Annotated in this window: 16 protein-coding genes and 1 pseudogene; 12 read left to right on the top strand and 5 right to left on the bottom strand. The window is 72.5% G+C overall.

From position 1 onward, the window contains the following. Both ACWCSD_RS04455 and pyrH read right to left on the bottom strand, forming a co-directional pair. Positions 1 to 188, bottom strand: a pseudogene (locus ACWCSD_RS04455) (SMI1/KNR4 family protein); the annotation flags it as partial. 85 nt (positions 189 to 273) lie between these two features. Continuing rightward, entirely contained in the window at positions 274 to 987 is a 714-nt protein-coding gene (pyrH, locus tag ACWCSD_RS04450; protein WP_358289523.1) for a UMP kinase, read from the bottom strand. 140 nt (positions 988 to 1,127) lie between these two features. On the opposite strand from pyrH, the gene ACWCSD_RS04445 reads away from it, so the two are divergent. Continuing rightward, a complete protein-coding gene (locus ACWCSD_RS04445) occupies positions 1,128 to 1,916 on the top strand; it encodes a histidine phosphatase family protein (protein ID WP_449913042.1) in 789 nt (262 codons plus the stop codon). Here the strand turns inward: ACWCSD_RS04445 and ACWCSD_RS04440 are convergent. From ACWCSD_RS04440 to ACWCSD_RS04430, 3 genes are all read right to left on the bottom strand, one after another. Beyond that, positions 1,826 to 2,305, bottom strand: a complete 480-nt coding sequence (locus tag ACWCSD_RS04440; protein WP_397154219.1) for a GNAT family N-acetyltransferase — start codon at positions 2,303 to 2,305, stop codon at positions 1,826 to 1,828. The two genes, ACWCSD_RS04445 and ACWCSD_RS04440, sit on opposite strands and share 91 nt — an antisense overlap. 29 nt (positions 2,306 to 2,334) lie before the next feature. Next, complete coding sequence (locus tag ACWCSD_RS04435; RefSeq protein ID WP_397154220.1) at positions 2,335 to 2,796, bottom strand: NUDIX hydrolase; 462 nt, start codon at positions 2,794 to 2,796, stop codon at positions 2,335 to 2,337. A gap of 210 nt (positions 2,797 to 3,006) precedes the next feature. Next, on the bottom strand, positions 3,007 to 3,675 hold the full coding sequence (locus tag ACWCSD_RS04430) for a FadR/GntR family transcriptional regulator (RefSeq protein WP_449913039.1): 669 nt from the start codon (positions 3,673 to 3,675) through the stop codon (positions 3,007 to 3,009). A 76-nt stretch (positions 3,676 to 3,751) separates the two neighbouring features. Between ACWCSD_RS04430 and ACWCSD_RS04425 the strand changes: the two genes are divergently transcribed. The 11 genes from ACWCSD_RS04425 to alc are packed head-to-tail and all read left to right on the top strand — an operon-like array spanning position 3,752 to position 15,934. Then, positions 3,752 to 4,882 (top strand): amidohydrolase family protein, encoded by a 1,131-nt coding sequence (locus ACWCSD_RS04425; RefSeq protein ID WP_449913037.1) that lies wholly within the window; start codon positions 3,752 to 3,754, stop codon positions 4,880 to 4,882. Further along, a complete protein-coding gene (locus tag ACWCSD_RS04420; RefSeq protein WP_449913036.1) occupies positions 4,882 to 6,504 on the top strand; it encodes an ABC transporter substrate-binding protein in 1,623 nt (540 codons plus the stop codon). The genes ACWCSD_RS04425 and ACWCSD_RS04420 overlap by 1 nt, the downstream gene beginning before the upstream one ends. Continuing rightward, positions 6,501 to 7,433 (top strand): ABC transporter permease, encoded by a 933-nt coding sequence (locus tag ACWCSD_RS04415; protein WP_449913035.1) that lies wholly within the window; start codon positions 6,501 to 6,503, stop codon positions 7,431 to 7,433. The genes ACWCSD_RS04420 and ACWCSD_RS04415 overlap by 4 nt, the downstream gene beginning before the upstream one ends. Further along, the gene (locus tag ACWCSD_RS04410; protein ID WP_387679601.1) at positions 7,430 to 8,230 is read left to right on the top strand and encodes an ABC transporter permease; all 801 of its coding nucleotides are present in this window, start codon (positions 7,430 to 7,432) and stop codon (positions 8,228 to 8,230) included. The genes ACWCSD_RS04415 and ACWCSD_RS04410 overlap by 4 nt, the downstream gene beginning before the upstream one ends. After that, on the top strand, positions 8,227 to 9,156 hold the full coding sequence (locus tag ACWCSD_RS04405) for an ABC transporter ATP-binding protein (protein ID WP_397154229.1): 930 nt from the start codon (positions 8,227 to 8,229) through the stop codon (positions 9,154 to 9,156). Before ACWCSD_RS04410 ends, ACWCSD_RS04405 begins: the two co-directional genes overlap by 4 nt. 16 nt (positions 9,157 to 9,172) lie before the next feature. Continuing rightward, positions 9,173 to 9,958, top strand: a complete 786-nt coding sequence (locus ACWCSD_RS04400; RefSeq protein ID WP_449913033.1) for an ABC transporter ATP-binding protein — start codon at positions 9,173 to 9,175, stop codon at positions 9,956 to 9,958. Beyond that, the gene (locus tag ACWCSD_RS04395; protein ID WP_449913032.1) at positions 9,955 to 11,409 is read left to right on the top strand and encodes an amidohydrolase family protein; all 1,455 of its coding nucleotides are present in this window, start codon (positions 9,955 to 9,957) and stop codon (positions 11,407 to 11,409) included. The genes ACWCSD_RS04400 and ACWCSD_RS04395 overlap by 4 nt, the downstream gene beginning before the upstream one ends. Continuing rightward, positions 11,406 to 12,659, top strand: coding sequence for a DUF6986 family protein (locus tag ACWCSD_RS04390; RefSeq protein ID WP_449913030.1), 1,254 nt, complete (start codon positions 11,406 to 11,408; stop codon positions 12,657 to 12,659). The genes ACWCSD_RS04395 and ACWCSD_RS04390 overlap by 4 nt, the downstream gene beginning before the upstream one ends. A gap of 1 nt (position 12,660) precedes the next feature. After that, positions 12,661 to 13,443, top strand: a complete 783-nt coding sequence (locus ACWCSD_RS04385) for an aspartate/glutamate racemase family protein (protein WP_449913028.1) — start codon at positions 12,661 to 12,663, stop codon at positions 13,441 to 13,443. Then, the gene (gene allB / locus ACWCSD_RS04380; protein WP_449913027.1) at positions 13,443 to 14,783 is read left to right on the top strand and encodes an allantoinase AllB; all 1,341 of its coding nucleotides are present in this window, start codon (positions 13,443 to 13,445) and stop codon (positions 14,781 to 14,783) included. Before ACWCSD_RS04385 ends, allB begins: the two co-directional genes overlap by 1 nt. Next, a complete protein-coding gene (gene alc / locus ACWCSD_RS04375; protein WP_449913026.1) occupies positions 14,780 to 15,934 on the top strand; it encodes an allantoicase in 1,155 nt (384 codons plus the stop codon). Before allB ends, alc begins: the two co-directional genes overlap by 4 nt. Position 15,935 lies beyond the last annotated feature (1 nt).

Raw genomic sequence — 15,935 nt, 5'->3', positions numbered from 1 at the left:
TGGTAATCGGGGCCGAAGCCGCCGTTGGCCACCTCGCGGTAGAGGCGAGTGAGCACCGGAGGGAGTCGAAATCCCAGGACGCGTTCGGCCTGGGCCACCTCCTCCGCCGTCGCGGGAGGAGGCAGGTGCTCCGTGGTCGCGCTCGCCTTCGCCGACACACGCCGAAGGAGATCATCGTTGTCCGTCACGACGGTGATCCTGTCAGCTGCCCACGACAGATCACTCTTCTGCGATCTCAGCCGCCACCTGCTCGTTCAAGCCCGCCCGAGATGGCTATCTGGAGGAATCCGGATCCCGGGTGATCCTCGTTCCCACGTCTTCCCCTTGGCAGATCGCCTTCATCACGCCCGTCGCCGCCACGTCGAACACGTGCATGAGCAGCCCTTGCTCATTGGCGAGCACGAAGGCGCTCTCGTCCATCACCCTCACCCCGGCCGCCAGGGCTTCTCGATAGGTGAGGTTGGTGTACCGCTTGGCGTCCGGGTTCACGTTCGGGTCGCTGTCGTAGACCCCGTCGACGCCGCGTTTGGCGACCAGCAGCGCGTCGGCTTCGAGCTCCAGAGCCCGCTGGACAGCCGGATAGTCCGTCGTGACGTACGGCTGGCCGATGCCACCGGCGAGCAGGACGATCAGCCCGCGGCGAAGGTGCCGGTCGGCGCGCAGCCGGATGAAGGGCTCGGCGACACTCTGCATCGGCACAGCCGTCATCACCCGCACATCGGTCTGCGAACGCGCGGTGAGCACTCCACGCAACATCAGCGCGTTCATCACCGTGCCGAGCATGCCGATGTTGTCGGCTTCGGCGCGGCCTATCCCCCAGCCGTCGGCCATCCGGCCGCGGAAGTAGTTGCCGCCGCCGATGACCACCGCGACCTCGACGCCCAGCGTGCTGACGGAGAGGATCTCATCCGCCAGCTGAGCGAGGCTGGCCGGATCGGTTCCCCAACCGGCGTCGCCCGCGAGTGCCTCGCCGCTCAGCTTCACCACGACCCGTGAGTAACGACTCATCCCGTTCCCTTCACGGCCGCGCCCTCGGCGACCTGATCAAGGATACGAGGCGCACCCTCGCCAGAAGCATCCCGGCTGCAGGCGCCTCGACGGCCGCCCCGTTGGGCATGATCCACAGCATGCGAACCCGGATGTTCTTCGTACGCCACGGGGACTCCCTGCACAAGCAGGACGGCGTGATAGGCGGCCCGAAGGGATGCCGCGGCCTCACCGACACCGGACAACAGCAAGCAGCACAGCTCGGGCGGCAGATCATCACGGAAATCGGCGACGACACGACGGCGATCTACTCCTCGCCCCTGCCGCGCGCCGTGCAGACGGCCGCCGCGATCGCGACGGCCGCCGACCTGCCCTCGTCACAGGACTGCGGGCTCTGCACGTGGCACACACCGCCGGAGGCGGACGGGCTCACCCACGCGGAGTTCCGGCGCCTCGACGTCGAAGGCGGCGGCATCTACCGTCCGTGGCAGCAGGGCAACGAGACCTGGGCCGAGATGGTGACCCGCACCAGCCGCACCATCACCGACCTCGCCCACCGCCACCGCGGCGAGACCGTCGTCGTGGTCGGCCACGCCGAGACGGTCGAGATCTCCTTCAACGCCCTCGGGCTGCTGCCGGTCTACCGGTCCTTCGACCTCAAGGTGTCCCCGGCCTCGGTGACGGAATGGGTCACCGACGAGGAGCCGACACAGTGGCCGCCACCCAGGTGGACGCTCGTGCGATTCAACGAGACCCCAGCCCCTGGGGGAGGCGCTGCGGCTCCGGGGGGATCGCCGTGCCGGGGGCTGGGGCCGGGCGGCGCGCCGCCGAGGCTCGGTCAGTTCATGTCCGGTACGGCCAGGTCCAGTACGCCGACCTTCTCGCCGCCGCTCTCCTCGCCCGTGAGCTGGAAGCCGAGTTTCCGGTAGAAGTCCTCGGGGCCGCCTTCCCCCGGCTCCCACGTGACGTACATCTGCGCGCCGCCGCGACGCCTGACCTCGGCGGCCACAGCGCTGACGGCGAATCGTCCGACGCCCTGCCCCTGCGCCTCCGCCGCCACGTTGAGCCGCCACAGGCCCGACCGGAAGTCGACGCCCTTGCCGTTCCAGTCGATGTCGAGAAAGGCCATGAGGAACCCGACGGGACGGTCACCGTCCAGGATGAGGCGCGGCCAGGCCACCTGCGGCTGCACGTAGGCCTCCGCGAGGGACTTCGCCACCGGCGAGACGAACCGCTCCTGGTCGGGACGGACATTCACCGCGAGGGCCATCTCGACGTTGGCAGGGGTGATGGGCGCCAATCGTAGGGACTTGTTCATGGGAGCACCCTAGGGTTCCGGACGCGGGGTCAGCTGTGGAGCAGTTGGGTGAGTGGCTCGTGCACGTCGGCGGGGTAGAGGTCGAGCTGCCCGAACTCGGCGGCGCTCGCCCAGACGAGCTCGAAGGTGTTGTCCGGCCCGTGGTCCACGGCTTCGTCACCGGAGAGCGACGGGACGCCGATCACGTCCCGCATGAGGAAGTAGGAGGCGGGCCGGCCGCCGTGCGAGCCGGTGAAGAGCAACCGGTCGATCGTCGCGATGAGAGTCGTCTCCTCGTGGAGCTCGCGGACCGCGGCGCTCTCCGGCGACTCGCCGTCCTCCACGTGGCCTCCCGGGAGAAGCGCGTAGTGGTGCCCGGGACACGGCTGCCCCTGCCGGCCCTTGGCGGTGCAGATGCCGCAGGCGACGCCGGGGCCGCGCCGGAAGTACCGCTTGATGACCAGGACCCGGGCGCCGTCGACGACCACGGCGACCGCTCGGGGGATCGGCATGAGACGGATCATACGATCCGGCGTCGCACGGGCCTCGATCACCAGCGGCGATATGCAGGCAGACCACCCCTGCCGCCTCCACTTGGACGAGCCCGATGGAGTCCTCCGGCACACCGGGCGCATCGTAGCCCTCCTCGTCCAGGAGGTAGATCACGCCGCAGTCCGCCACGTACACCCGGTTCCGCTCATGGACGGGAAGCATAGAGGGCGTCAGAGGTCGCGTTCCTGGTCGTTGAGGATGGTGAGCGCGATCGTCGCCGCGCCGGCCGCGTCGCCGGACTCGATCGCCTCGTACAGGTCCTCGTGGGTGGAGTCGGAGCCGAGCACGGCGCGTTCCATGCAGTGGTCGCGGCGGACCGTCTCGCGCACCGCCTCGCTCATGCCGCGGTACAGGTCCAGCAGCACGGGGTTGTGCGAGGCCGCGGCGATGGACAGGTGGAACTCCACGTCGGCGTCGGCGAACGCGTCGAGGTCGGCGGCCTGGTGGGCGGCGGTGCGCCGGGCCAGGGCCTTCCTCAGGCCGTCGAGGTCGGCCGGCTTGCGGCGTTCGGCGGCCAGGCGGGCCGCCACGAGGTCCAGGCCGCGTCGTACGTCGATGATGTCCATGGTGGCCGCGCGGTCGAGGCGGCGCTTGAACGCCACCTCGCTCTCGTCGGTCGCGGTGACGTACGTGCCGTCGCCCTGACGCGTGGTGAGCAGCCCGGCGTGGACGAGCACGCGTACGGCCTCGCGCACCGACAGCCTGCTCACGCCCAGCGCCTCGGCCAGCCGGCTCTCCGTAGGGATCTTGGCCCCGACCGGCCAGACGCCGCTGGTGATCTCCTGGCGGAGCTCCCGGATGGCGGAGTCGACGAGGGAGGTCCGGCCCACGTGCCGCATTTGTCCTCTTCTCTAATCATCTGATGTCTGATAATTCTATGCCACTGTCGCCCTCGGGTTAAGGGGATCAGCCGGTATGGCTCAGATTCTGTTCACCGATGTACGCCCCCACGATGTCCTGATCGAAGACGGTCGCGTCGTCCCGCTGGAACGCCGGGCGGAAGGCTGCCAGGTGGTGGCGGCGGGCGGACTGCTCGCCCTGCCCGCCCCGGTGGACGCGCACGTCCATCCCGACAAGACCACCTGGGGCCAGCCCTGGCTGAGCCGCACCCCGGCCGGGACGCTGCGCGACCTGATCGAGGGCGACGTCGCGGCGCGGGCGGAGATGACCGCCCCGGTCGCCACGCGGGCCCTGGCGCTCATGGACCACGCGATCGCCCGCGGCACCCGGGCCTGGCGGGCGCACGTGGACGTCGCCCCGGTGTACGGGCTGAGCAACGTGCACGGCGTACGGGAGGCCGCTCAGGCCCGCGCCGGCCTGCTGGACGTGCAGATCGTCGCCTTCCCCCAGCTCGGGCTGCTGTCGCGGCCGGGCACGGCGGAGCTGATGGAGCAGTCGCTCAAGGAGGGCGCGGACATCCTCGGCGGGCTCGACCCCGTGGGCATCGACGGCGACCTGCACGGCCACCTCGACCTGCTGTACGGCCTGGCCGAGCGGCACACCGTCCCGCTCGACATCCACCTGCACGACGGCGGCGACGAAGGGGTCGCGCAGGTGCTGGAGATCGCCCGCAGGGCGAGGTCCAGCGGCGTGCCGACCACGATCAGCCACGCCTTCTGCCTGGCCGACCGCGCGGACCTCGCCGAGACGCTGGCCGAGGCGAAGATCTCGCTGACCACCTGCGCGCTCGGCGCCGACCCGGTCCTGCCGGTCGGGCCGCTGGTCGAGGCCGGGGTGCTGGTCGGCCTCGGATCCGACGGGGTGCGGGATCCGTGGACGCCGTTCGGCGACGGCGACATGATCAACCGCGCCCACCTGCTCGCCTACCGCACCGACGCCCGCACCGACGAGGAGCTGGCCAGGTGCTACGAGATCGCGGCGCACGGGGGCGCCGCCCTGCTGGGCCTGGAGCAGGCCCGGCTCCAGCCCGGAGATCCCGCCGACTTCCTCCTGGTACGCGCCGAGTCCATGGCCCAGGCGGTCGTGGACAAGCCCATCCCCCAGTTCGTCGTCCGCAACGGACGCGTTCGCGAAAGGTCCTCCTGATGATCCGTCGAGCCCTACCGGTGGCCGCCGCACTAGCGGTGGCCCTGGCCGGATGCGGCCAGCAGGCCGCAGCACCGCAACAACAGCAGGGCTCGGGCGAGGCGCCCAAGCTGGAGCTCAAGACCGTCACCGCCCCGGCCACCGGGGAACTGGACAAGGTGACGTGGAACCTGCCGTACGAGCCGCAGACGGTCGACCCGATCAGGTCGTTCAACTACGCCGAGAACACCGTGCTGGCCAACATGTGCGAGAGCCTGCTGCGGCTGACCCCCGAGTTCGGCATCGAGCCCGGCCTGGCCGAGAAGGCCGACAACCCCACCCCGACCACGTGGGTCTACACGATCCGGGACGGCGTGAAGTTCTGGGACGGCACGCCGCTGACCGCCGAGGACGTCGCGGCCAGCCTCAACCGCCACCTCGACCCCGCGCTCGGCACCTGGTGGGGCGACTACTTCCACACCGTGCAGTCGATCAAGGCGACCGGGCCGATGCAGGTCACCGTCACGCTGAAGCAGCCCGACGTGCTGTTCAACCAGGCGATGGCCACCGCGGCCGGCGCGATCGTGTCGGCCGAGTACGCCGGGAAGAAGGACCTGGGCTCGCCGACCGGCGGGGTGATGTGCACCGGCCCGTACAAGTACGGGAGCTGGAAGTCCGGCGACGCGCTGACGATCACCCGCAACGACGCCTACTGGGACACCGCGCTGCGGCCGAAGACCAAGGAACTGGTCTTCCGGTTCATCGCCGACGAGACCACCGCCATCAACGCGCTGCGCTCCGGCGAGGTGGACGGGCAGTACTTCTACCTGCCGCCGGCGGGGCTGGGCCAGCTCCAGCAGTCGCCGACCGGCTCCGTCACGCTCGGCAAGTCGCTGACCTTCTGGACGCTGCTCGGCGCCGCCAAGTCCGGCCCGTACGCCGACCCGAAGGTCCGCCAGGCGCTGTCGCTGGCACTGGACCGGGCGGCCATCTCCAAGGTGGTCTTCCAGGGGACGGCGATGCCGCAGCGCACCCTCGCCGGCGCCGAGTACTGGGGATACCAGCGGGACGCCTTCCAGAAGGCCCACGACGCGATCCCGCCGGAGACGCCCGACCTGGCCAAGGCCAAGCAGCTGCTCACCGAGGCCGGCTCCCCCACCCAGACGATCACCATCGGGATCCAGGGCAGCTCGGCCGTCCACGAGCAGACCGCCAACCTGATCAAGGCGACCGGCGAGGCGCTCGGCCTGAAGATCGAGATCAAGGTGATCCCCGTCGAGCAGTACGGGAACCTCTACAGCGACCCCAAGGCCCGCGAGGGCATCGACGCCTTCTTCTCCACCTGGTACGGCAACGTGCCGGACCCGCTCGACATCTACACCGTCTTCCTGGCGGGCGGCCGTACCAACTTCAACGACTACGCGGCCGTGAACGCCGACATCGCCAAGGCGCGGGCCGCCTACGACGAGGCGGAGCGGGCGGGGCTGGTGACGGCGATCCAGCAGAAGGTCACCACCGACGTGCCGTGGATGCCGCTGAACAACCTGCCGGTGATCCTCTACATGAACAAGCGGGTGACCGGAGCGGTCGCCTCCTTCCCCTACCTGTACTACCCGTGGGCCGCGGGGCTCGGCGCGGCATGAGGTTCCTGGCGAGACGGCTGGCGGGGCTGATCGTGGTCCTGCTGGTCGCCTCCTTCCTGGTGTACGGCCTGCTCTACCTGGTGCCCGGCGGGCCCATGGCGTTCCTGCTCGGCAACCGCAGCGGCACCCCCGAGCAGGTCGCGGCCATCCGCGCGCAGTACCACCTGGACGATCCGTTCCTGCTGCGCTACGCCACCTGGCTGCGCGACGCGGTGACGGGCGACTTCGGCGCCTCCCTGGTCTACCGGCAGGACGTCTCCGCGCTGATGGCGTCCCGGGCGACGACGACCGTCTTCCTGGTGGTCTACGCGACGCTGCTGATCGTGGCCGGGGGCGTGGCGATGGGCCTGCTGGCGGCGCTGCGCGGCGGCCGGGCCGACGGGCTGGTCGGCCTGGTCTCCTCGGTGTTCCTGGCCACGCCGCCGTTCGTGGTCGGGGTGATCCTCGTCATCGTCTTCGCGCTGGGACTCGGCTGGTTCCCGGTCTTCGGGCCCGGCGACGGGTTCGGCGACCGGATCCACCACCTCACGCTGCCGGCGATCACGCTCAGCCTGGCCAGCGCCGCCTTCCTCGCCCGCATCACGCGGGCCTCGGTGTCGGAGGAGCTGGGCCGTGAGCACGTGGAGACCGCCCGCAGCCGCGGCCTGGCCGAGGGGCACATCGTCCGCAGGCACGTGCTGCGCAACGCGGCCATCCCGGTGGTGACCGTGGTCGGCCTGAACGTCGCCGGGCTGATCGCGGGCTCGGTCGTGGTGGAGAGCATCTTCGCCCTGGACGGTCTGGGCTCGTTGTTCGTCCGCGCGATCCTGCAACGCGACTTCGCGATCGTCCAGGCGGTGGTGCTCGTGCTGGTCACCGCCTTCGTCCTGATCAATCTGGTGGTGGACCTGTGCTACTCCGCTCTCGACCCGCGCCTGTCGCGGCAGTGACCCGCCGCCTGGGCGGGCTGGGCGTGGCCGCCGCCGTCCTGCTGGCCGTCGTCGTGGCGATCACCCTGCTCGCGCCGCTGCTCGCGCCCTACGACCCCGACCAGCCCGACCTGTTCAACGCGCTGGGCGGCGCCTCCGTCGCGCATCCGCTGGGCGGAGACGTCCTGGGCAGGGACGTGTTGTCCCGGCTGATGTACGGCGCGCGGACCACGTTGCTCGCCCCGGTGCTGGTGATCTGCGTCGCGAGCGCCGCCGGGACCACGCTGGCGATCGTCGCCGCCTGGGCGGGCGGCAAGGTGGACGCGGTCGTCTCCCGCCTGCTGGACGTGCTGTTCTCCGTGCCGGGCATCGTCTTCGCGCTGGTCACCGTGGCCGTGCTCGGTCCCGGCGTGCCCGGCGTGGTGATCGGCCTGGCGGTCGCGTACACGCCGTACGTGGCCCGGGTGGTGCGCAGCGCGGCGCTGCGGGAGCGCAGCCTGCCGTACGTGGCCGCCGCCTGGGTGCAGGGCCGGTCGGCGACCGCCATCTGCCTGCGCCACCTGCTGCCGAATCTGCGGCCGATCATCGTCGCGCAGTCGGTCTCGGCGCTCGGCTTCGCGGTGATCGACGTCGCGGCCGTCTCCTTCCTCGGGCTGGGCGTGCAGCCGCCCACCGCCGACTGGGGGCTGATGGTCAAGAGCGGCCTGGACAGCGCCATGCGCGGCCAGCCGCTGGAGGCGCTGAGCGCCGGCCTGCTGATCGCGCTGGTGGTGGCCGCGGTGAACCTGTTGGGCGATCGCCTGGGGAGGCAGTCGTGAGCCTGTTGACGTTGGAGGGCTTCGGCCTGGCCGTGCCGTACGAACGAGGCTGGCGGACGCTGGTCGAGCACGTCGACCTGACCATCGGCGCGGGAGAGGCCGTCGGGCTGGTCGGGGAGTCCGGTTCGGGCAAGTCGATGACCGCCCGCGCGGTCATCGGCCTGACCCCGCCGGGCGCCCGCGTGACCGGCAGGATCGTCTTCGACGGCGCCGACGTGCCCTCGGGCCGGGCGCTGCGGCTGCTGCGGGCCAGGCGGATCGCGATGGTCTTCCAGGATCCGCGGGCGCACATCAACCCCGTCCGCAGCGTCGGCGACTTCCTCACCGAGGCCATGGTGCACAACCTGCGGATGCCGGTGCGGCAGGCGTCGGCGCGGGCCGTCCAGCTCCTCAAGGAGGTCGGCATCGCCGACGGCGAGCGGCGCCTGCGCCAGCACCCGCACGAGCTGTCCGGCGGCCTGCTGCAACGGGTGATGATCGCCTCCGTCCTGGCCGTCGAGCCCGACCTGGTGCTGGCCGACGAGCCGACCACCGCGCTCGACGTGACCACCCAGTCCGAGGTCATGGCCATCCTGGACGAGCTGCGCCGCGAGCGCGGCATGGCCATGCTGCTGATCACCCACGACCTGGAGCTGGCCGCCGCGACCTGCGACCGGCTGGCGGTGATGTACGCGGGCCGCATCGTGGAGGACCTCGACGGCGAGCCGCGCCACCCCTACACCCGCGGCCTCATGAGGTCGCGGCCGAGCCTTGAGGAGGCCGCGCACCGGCTGCCGGTGATCCCCGGACGGCCCGTGGCGGCCTTCGAGGCCGAGGACGGCTGCGCGTTCGCGCCACGCTGCGAGCTGGCCGAGCCGCGCTGCCGGGAGAGCCGGCCGCCGTCCGTCCGCGGCGTCGCCTGCCTGAGAGCGGAGGAGACGGCATGAGAGCGGAGGAAGCGGCATGAGCGTGATCGAAGCGCAGCGGCTGCGGAAGGTGTACGGCCCGGCCACCGCGGTGGACGAGGTCTCCTTCACCGTGGCCGAGGGCGAGTCGCTGGCCGTCGTGGGCGAGTCCGGGTCGGGGAAGACCACCGTCGCCCGCATGCTGCTCGGCCTGGAGACGCCCACCAGCGGCACGATCAGCGTCTGCGGGCGTCCGCGGGCGGCGGGCCGGGTCTCGGCGGCGGAGCGGCGCAGGCGGGCACGGGAGATCCAGATCGTCTTCCAGGACCCCTATTCGTCGCTGGACAAACTGCAGCGGGTCGGCGACGTCGTCGAGACCAGCCTTGCCCTGCACTTCCCGCTCACCTCCGCCGAGCGCCGGAAGAAGGCGCTGGACCTGCTCGAATCGGTGGGCCTGGCCGAACGGCACGCGGCGATGCTGCCCAGGCAGCTGTCCGGCGGGCAGCGCCAGCGCGTGGCCATCGCCCGCGCCCTGGCGGTGGAGCCGCGGGTGCTGGTGCTGGACGAGGCGGTCGCCGCGCTCGACGTGTCGATCCAGGCGCAGATACTCAACCTGCTCGCCGACATCCGCGAGCGGCGCTCGATCAGCTACGTCTTCATCTCCCACGACCTGGCCGTGGTCAACCAGATCAGCGACACGGCCGTGGTGATGCGGCACGGCCGCGTCGTGGAACGCGGAGCCACCCGCACCCTGCTGCGCGAGCCGCAGGAGGAGTACACCCGCGCCCTGCTGGCCGCCGTGCCCAGGCCCGGGTGGAAGCCGACCCGGAGGAACACACAGTGAGCACGCTGATCAGGGCGTCGTTCGTCATCGGCTTCGACGGCGAGGACCACGTCATCCACCGCGACGCGTGCGTCGTCTACGACGGCGACCGGATCGTCCACGTCGGCCGTTCCTACGAAGGGCCGGTCGAGGAGGTGATCGACGCCGGTGAGGCGATCGTCGGGCCCGGCTTCATCGACCTGGACGCGCTGGCCGACATCGACCACGCCGTCCTCGACACCTGGCACGCCGACTCCAGCGGGCTGAACTGGTCGCACGACTACGCCGTCAACCGGCGCCGGGCCGTCTTCCCGCCGGAGGACACGCTCTTCATGCGGGAGTACGCGCTCACCCAGCTCATCCGCAACGGCATCACCACCGCGATGCCGATCGCCGCCGAGACGCACAGCGCGTGGGCGGAGTCGTACGAGGAGCTGGCCGGCGTCGTGGAGATCGCCGGGCGGCTCGGCCTGCGCATGTACCTGGGGCCGTCCTACCGCTCGGGCGTGCCGGTGCTGCGCGCCGACGGCGGCCGGGACGTGCACTGGGAGCCCGGACTCGGTGAGCGGGTGCTCGCCGACGCCGTCCGCTTCGTCCGGGACGTCGACGGCGCCCACGACGGCCGGATCCGGGGTGCGCTGCTGCCGTGCCGCATCGAGACCGTCACCCTCGACCTGCTGCGCGCCACCGCCCAGGCCGCGGAGGAACTCGACTGCCTGGTGCGCCTGCACTGCATGCAGGGGCTGACGGAGCTGCGGCTGCTGCGCGAATGGTACGACCGGCACCCCCTGGACGTGCTGGCCGAGGTGGGCCTGCTCGGCCCCCGGCTGCTGGTGCCGCACGCCCTGTACCTCGGCGATCCCGGCACGCCGTTCGAGGGATCGCCGGACCGGCTCGCGGCGCTGGCGGGGATCGTGCACTGCCCCCTCACCTTCGCCAGGTACGGCGACGCGCTGCGCGACTTCGACCGTTACCGGGCGGCCGGCGTGACGGTGTCGCTGGGCACCGACTCCTTCCCGCCCGACATGATCCGCAACATGGACTACGGCAACAACCTGGCCAAACTCGTCACCGGACGGCTGGACGCGGGCTCGGCCGCCGACTACTACCGGGCCGCCACCCTGGGCGGCGCCCGCGCGCTGGGCCGGGACGACCTGGGCAGGCTCGCCCCCGGCGCCAAGGCCGACCTGGTCGTCGTGGACCTCTCCGGCCCGCGCACCGGCCCGGTCGACGACCCGATCAGGACGATGCTGATGAACTGCACGGGCGCCGACGTGTCCACCGTGGTGATCGACGGCCGGCCGGTGATGCGCGACCGGACGATTCCCGGCGTGGACGAGGAGTCGATGCGGCTGCGCGCGCAGAGCTACTTCGAGACGATGAAGGCCGCCTACTCCGAGCGCGACCACCTGCGCCGCGACCCGGCGCTGCTGTTCCCGGCGTCCTTCCGCGTCGTCGAGGACGGCTCATGACCGACGCGACCTTCCTGTCCGGGCTCGCCGCCGAGCTCGACGTCCGGCTCGCCGCCGCGGACGAGCGGCTGCGCACGGCCTACCCCGGCGAGCCGGCCACCCGGCAGCCGGTGCACACGGTGTACGTGCCGGCCGACCGCTACACGGCGGACACCGTACCGGCGTGGGGCCGACGGGCGCTGGCGGCGCTGGCCGAGCACGGCCGCACCGCCACGGAGTTCGCCGACGCGCTCGGCCTGCCGCCGCGGACGGCGGCGGAGGTGTACGACCAGGTCCGGGCCAAGCTGGCCCGCGAACCGGTCGAAGACCTCAGGATCGACTTCGAGGACGGCTACGGCCACCGCCCGGACGCCGACGAGGACGCCGCCGCCAGGACCGCCGCGAAGGCCCTGGCCGAGGCCACCGCAGCCGGCGCCGGCTCGCCGTTCTGCGGGATCCGGTTCAAGAGCTTCGAGGCGCCGACCCGGCGGCGCGGCCTGCGCACCCTGGCGATCTTCCTGGAGACCCTCGGACCGCCGCCCGGCGGCTTCGTCGTCACGCTGCCGAAGGTGACCTCGGTCGAGCAGGTGGAGGCGATGGCGCTGGCCGCCGGACGGCTGGAGGCGGCGTACGGGCTGGCGGGCGGGAGCCTGCGGTTCGAGCTCCAGGTGGAGACGCCGCAGGCGATACTCGGCGCGGACGGCGTCTCGCCGCTGCCGTCGATGATCCGCGCCGCGGCCGGGCGCTGCGCGGGCCTGCACTACGGCACCTACGACTACTCGGCGGCGCTCGGGGTGTCGGCGGCGTACCAGAGCGCGGAGCATCCGGTCGCCGACCATGCCAAGGCGGTGATGCAGGTCGCCGCCGCCGGCACCGGCGTACGCGTCTGCGACGGGTCGACCAACGTGCTGCCGGTGGGCGACGGCGACGCCGTCCGCGCCGCCTGGCGGCTGCACGCGCGCCTGGTCCTGCGTGCCCTGGAGGGCGGCCTCTACCAGGGCTGGGACCTGCATCCCGGGCAGCTTCCGAGCCGGTACGCCGCCGTCCACTCCTTCTTCAGGGAGGGGCTGCCGGCCGCCGCCGCCCGGCTGCGCGGCTATCGCGAACGCCGGACGTCCGGCTTCCTGGACGAGCCGGCGACCGTCCGCGCGATGGCCGGGTTCCTCGCCCGGGGCCTCGACTGCGGCGCGATCGGCGCGGCCGAGCTGGGCGCCCTGGCCGGGGTCACGCCGTCCGAGCTGCGCGCCATGCGCGCCGGGGCGGGTGGCTGACGTGCGCATCCTGATCGTGAACGTGAACACCACCCGGTCGATGACCGACACGATCCGCGCCCAGGCGGCGGCGCACGCCTCGCCGGGGGTCGAGATCGTCGCCCTCACCCCGTCGTTCGGGCCGGAGTCGGTGGAGGGGAACTTCGAGAGCTACCTGGCGGCGGTCGCCGTGATGGACCGGGTCGTCCGCTACGACGAGCCGTACGACGCGGTGATCCAGGCCGGGTACGGCGAGCACGGCCGCGAGGGGTTGCAGGAGCTGCTCGACGTCCCCGTGGTGGACATCACCGAGGCGGCCGCGCAGGTCGCGATGCTGATCGGGCGTACGTACTCGGTGGTCACCACGCTGGACCGCGCCGTGCCGCAGATCGAGGACCGGCTGCGGCTCGCCGGGCTGGCCGGCCGGTGCGCGTCGATCAGGGCCAGCGGGCTGTCGGTCCTGGAGCTGGAGGAGGATCCCGGCCGGGCCGTCGAGGCGATCGTCGCCCAGGCCCGGGAGGCCGTCACCGGCGACCGGGCCGAGGTGATCTGCCTGGGATGCGGTGGCATGGCGGGACTCGACCAGAAGATCACCGCGGCCACCGGGGTGCCCGTGGTCGACGGCGTGGCCGCGGCGGTCGCGCTCGCCGAGGGGCTCGTCCGGCTCGGCCTCACCACGAGCAAGGTGCGCACGTACGGGACGCCGCGCCCCAAGACCGTGACCGGGTGGCCGATCACCGGCGGGGCCGCGGCCGTCGCCGGGCCGGTCCGCGCGGGACGGCGCAGCCATGGAGGTGTCGCCTGATGGCCCGGCTGGACCTGCTGTTCCGGGCCCGTCGCGTGGTCACCGACGCCGGAGAGGTGGCACGCAGCATCGGCGTGCGGGACGGGACGATCGTCGCGGTCGAACCGCTGGAGGCCGACCTGGCGGCCGCCGAGGTCGTCCGGCTCGGCGACGACGAGGTGCTGCTGCCCGGCCTGGTGGACAGCCACGTGCACGTGAACGACCCCGGACGGACCGAGTGGGAGGGGTTCGCGAGCGCCACCCGGGCGGCCGCGGCCGGCGGCGTCACGACGATCGTCGACATGCCGCTGAACAGCGTCCCGCCCACCACCGACGCGGCGGCGCTGCGGGTGAAGCGGGCGACCGCCCGCGGGCAGGCGCACGTGGACGTCGGCTTCTGGGGCGGCGCGGTGCCGGGCAACCTGCGCGAGCTGCGCGGGCTGCACGACGCGGGCGTGTTCGGGTTCAAGAGCTTCCTGCTGCACTCGGGCGTGCCGGAGTTCCCTCCCCTGGAGCCGGCCGAGCTGGCGGACGCGCTCCGCGAGCTGCGGTCGTTCGACGCGCTGATGATCGTGCACGCCGAGGACCCGCAGGTGATCGAGCACGCGCCGCCCGCGCGCGGCGCGAGCTACCGCGACTTCCTGCGCTCCCGCCCGCGCGGCGCGGAGAACCTCGCGGTCGCGCAGGTCATCGAGCTGGCCCGCCGGACCGGCTGCCGGGTACACATTCTGCACCTGTCCAGCTCGGACGCGCTGCCGATGATCCGCTCGGCGCGGGACGACGGCGTGCGGATCACCGTGGAGACCTGCCCGCACTACCTGACGTTCAGCGCCGAGGAGATCGCCGAGGGGGCCACCCTGTTCAAGTGCTGCCCGCCGATCCGCGAGGCGGCCAACCGTGAGTCGCTCTGGCGGGGGCTCGCCGACGGCACGATCGACTGCGTCGTCTCCGACCACTCGCCGTGCACGCCGGAGCTCAAGCGGCTCGACACCGGCGACTTCGGCCTCGCCTGGGGCGGCATCGCGTCGCTGCAGCTCGGCCTGCCCGCGGTGTGGACCGAGGCCAGGCGCCGCGGCCACCCGCTGACCGACGTGGCGCGCTGGATGGCCGGCCGCCCCGCGCAGGTGGCGGGGCTGTCCGGCAAGGGCCGGATCGCGCCGGGCCACCAGGCCGACTTCTGCGTGTTCGCGCCCGACGAGCTGTTCGTGGCCGACAAGGACCGGCTGCACCACCGCAACCCCGTGACGCCCTACCACGGCCGCACGCTCGCCGGCGTGGTTCGCGGAAGCTGGCTGCGCGGCGAACGCATCGACATCGACGGCCCGCCGCGGGGCCGGCTGCTCACCCGAGGAGAAGCATGACCTTCACCCACTTCCCGGACCTGGCCTCGCGCGCGCTGGCCGGCAGTGTCGTGCACGCCAACGACGAGCTGTTCGCCGAGCGGGAGAACCTGATCAAGCCCGCCCCCGCCGCGTTCTCGACGGAGGACTTCGGCCACAAGGGCAAGGTGTACGACGGCTGGGAGACCCGTCGCCGGCGCGAGCCGGGGAACGACTACGCGATCGTCCGGCTCGGCGTGCCCGGCGTGGTGCGCGGGGTGGTGATCGACACCGCCTGGTTCAAGGGCAACTACCCGCCGTACGCCTCGGTGGAGGCGGCCGGCGTCGAGGGCGCGCCGTCACCGGCCGAGCTGGAGCGGGCGAACTGGGAGACGATCGTCGGGAAGAGCGCGATCAGGGGCGACGCCGAGAACGCGTTCGAGGTCGCGGACCGGCGGCGCTGGACGCACGTGCGGCTGAGCATCTACCCCGACGGCGGGGTGGCCCGGTTCCGGGTGCACGGCGAGCCGGTGCCCGACCCGCGCCTGCTGGACGGCACGATCGACCTGGCCGCGCTGGAGCACGGCGGCAACGTGGTGGCCTGCTCCGACACGTTCTACTCCTCGCCGGTGCAGCTGCTGCTGCCCGGCCGGGCCCGGATCATGGGCGACGGCTGGGAGAACGCCCGCCGCCGCGACGGCGGCAACGACCACGTGACGGTCCGGCTGGCGGGCCGCGGGCGGGTGCGCCGGGTGGAGATCGACACGTCGTACTTCGTCGGCAACGCGGCCGGCTGGGCCTCGCTGAGCGGAACCGACGCGGGCCATTCAGACGTGGACGGTCTGGACGCGGAGTGGTTCGAGCTGATCCCGAAGACCCGGTTGCAGCCGGACACCCGGCACTTCCTGCGCCCGGTGTCGGCCGCGCCCGTGACGCACGTCCGCCTGGACGTCTTCCCCGACGGCGGCCTGGCCCGGCTCAGGGTGCACGGCGAGCTGGACGCCGACGCCCACCGCGCGGCCATGTTGCGCTGGCTCGACCTGCTGCCGGCCGGGCACGCCGTCGAGGTGCTCCGCGGGGCCGGCGTGCCCGGCCGGACCGCCGAGGAGCTCGTCGGCCGCCGGCCGTTCGCCGACGGCGACGTGCTGCCCCCGGCGCTGCTCCGGCCGGCGGGGCCGCCTTTCCGGCCTTGAG

Source organism: Nonomuraea sp. NPDC001684 (genome assembly GCF_053596515.1).
This window is presented reverse-complemented; position numbering and strand designations above follow the sequence as displayed.

Bases quoted from the DNA above. Each gene is read 5' to 3' on its own strand.
- ACWCSD_RS04445 (WP_449913042.1), top strand. From the start codon at position 1,128: ATGCGAACCCGGATGTTCTTCGTACGCCACGGGGACTCCCTGCACAAG.
- ACWCSD_RS04440 (WP_397154219.1), bottom strand. From the start codon at position 2,305: ATGAACAAGTCCCTACGATTGGCGCCCATCACCCCTGCCAACGTCGAG.
- ACWCSD_RS04435 (WP_397154220.1), bottom strand. From the start codon at position 2,796: ATGCCGATCCCCCGAGCGGTCGCCGTGGTCGTCGACGGCGCCCGGGTC.
- ACWCSD_RS04430 (WP_449913039.1), bottom strand. From the start codon at position 3,675: ATGCGGCACGTGGGCCGGACCTCCCTCGTCGACTCCGCCATCCGGGAG.
- ACWCSD_RS04425 (WP_449913037.1), top strand. From the start codon at position 3,752: ATGGCTCAGATTCTGTTCACCGATGTACGCCCCCACGATGTCCTGATC.
- ACWCSD_RS04420 (WP_449913036.1), top strand. From the start codon at position 4,882: ATGATCCGTCGAGCCCTACCGGTGGCCGCCGCACTAGCGGTGGCCCTG.
- ACWCSD_RS04415 (WP_449913035.1), top strand. From the start codon at position 6,501: ATGAGGTTCCTGGCGAGACGGCTGGCGGGGCTGATCGTGGTCCTGCTG.
- ACWCSD_RS04400 (WP_449913033.1), top strand. From the start codon at position 9,173: ATGAGCGTGATCGAAGCGCAGCGGCTGCGGAAGGTGTACGGCCCGGCC.
- ACWCSD_RS04390 (WP_449913030.1), top strand. From the start codon at position 11,406: ATGACCGACGCGACCTTCCTGTCCGGGCTCGCCGCCGAGCTCGACGTC.
- allB (WP_449913027.1), top strand. From the start codon at position 13,443: ATGGCCCGGCTGGACCTGCTGTTCCGGGCCCGTCGCGTGGTCACCGAC.
- alc (WP_449913026.1), top strand. From the start codon at position 14,780: ATGACCTTCACCCACTTCCCGGACCTGGCCTCGCGCGCGCTGGCCGGC.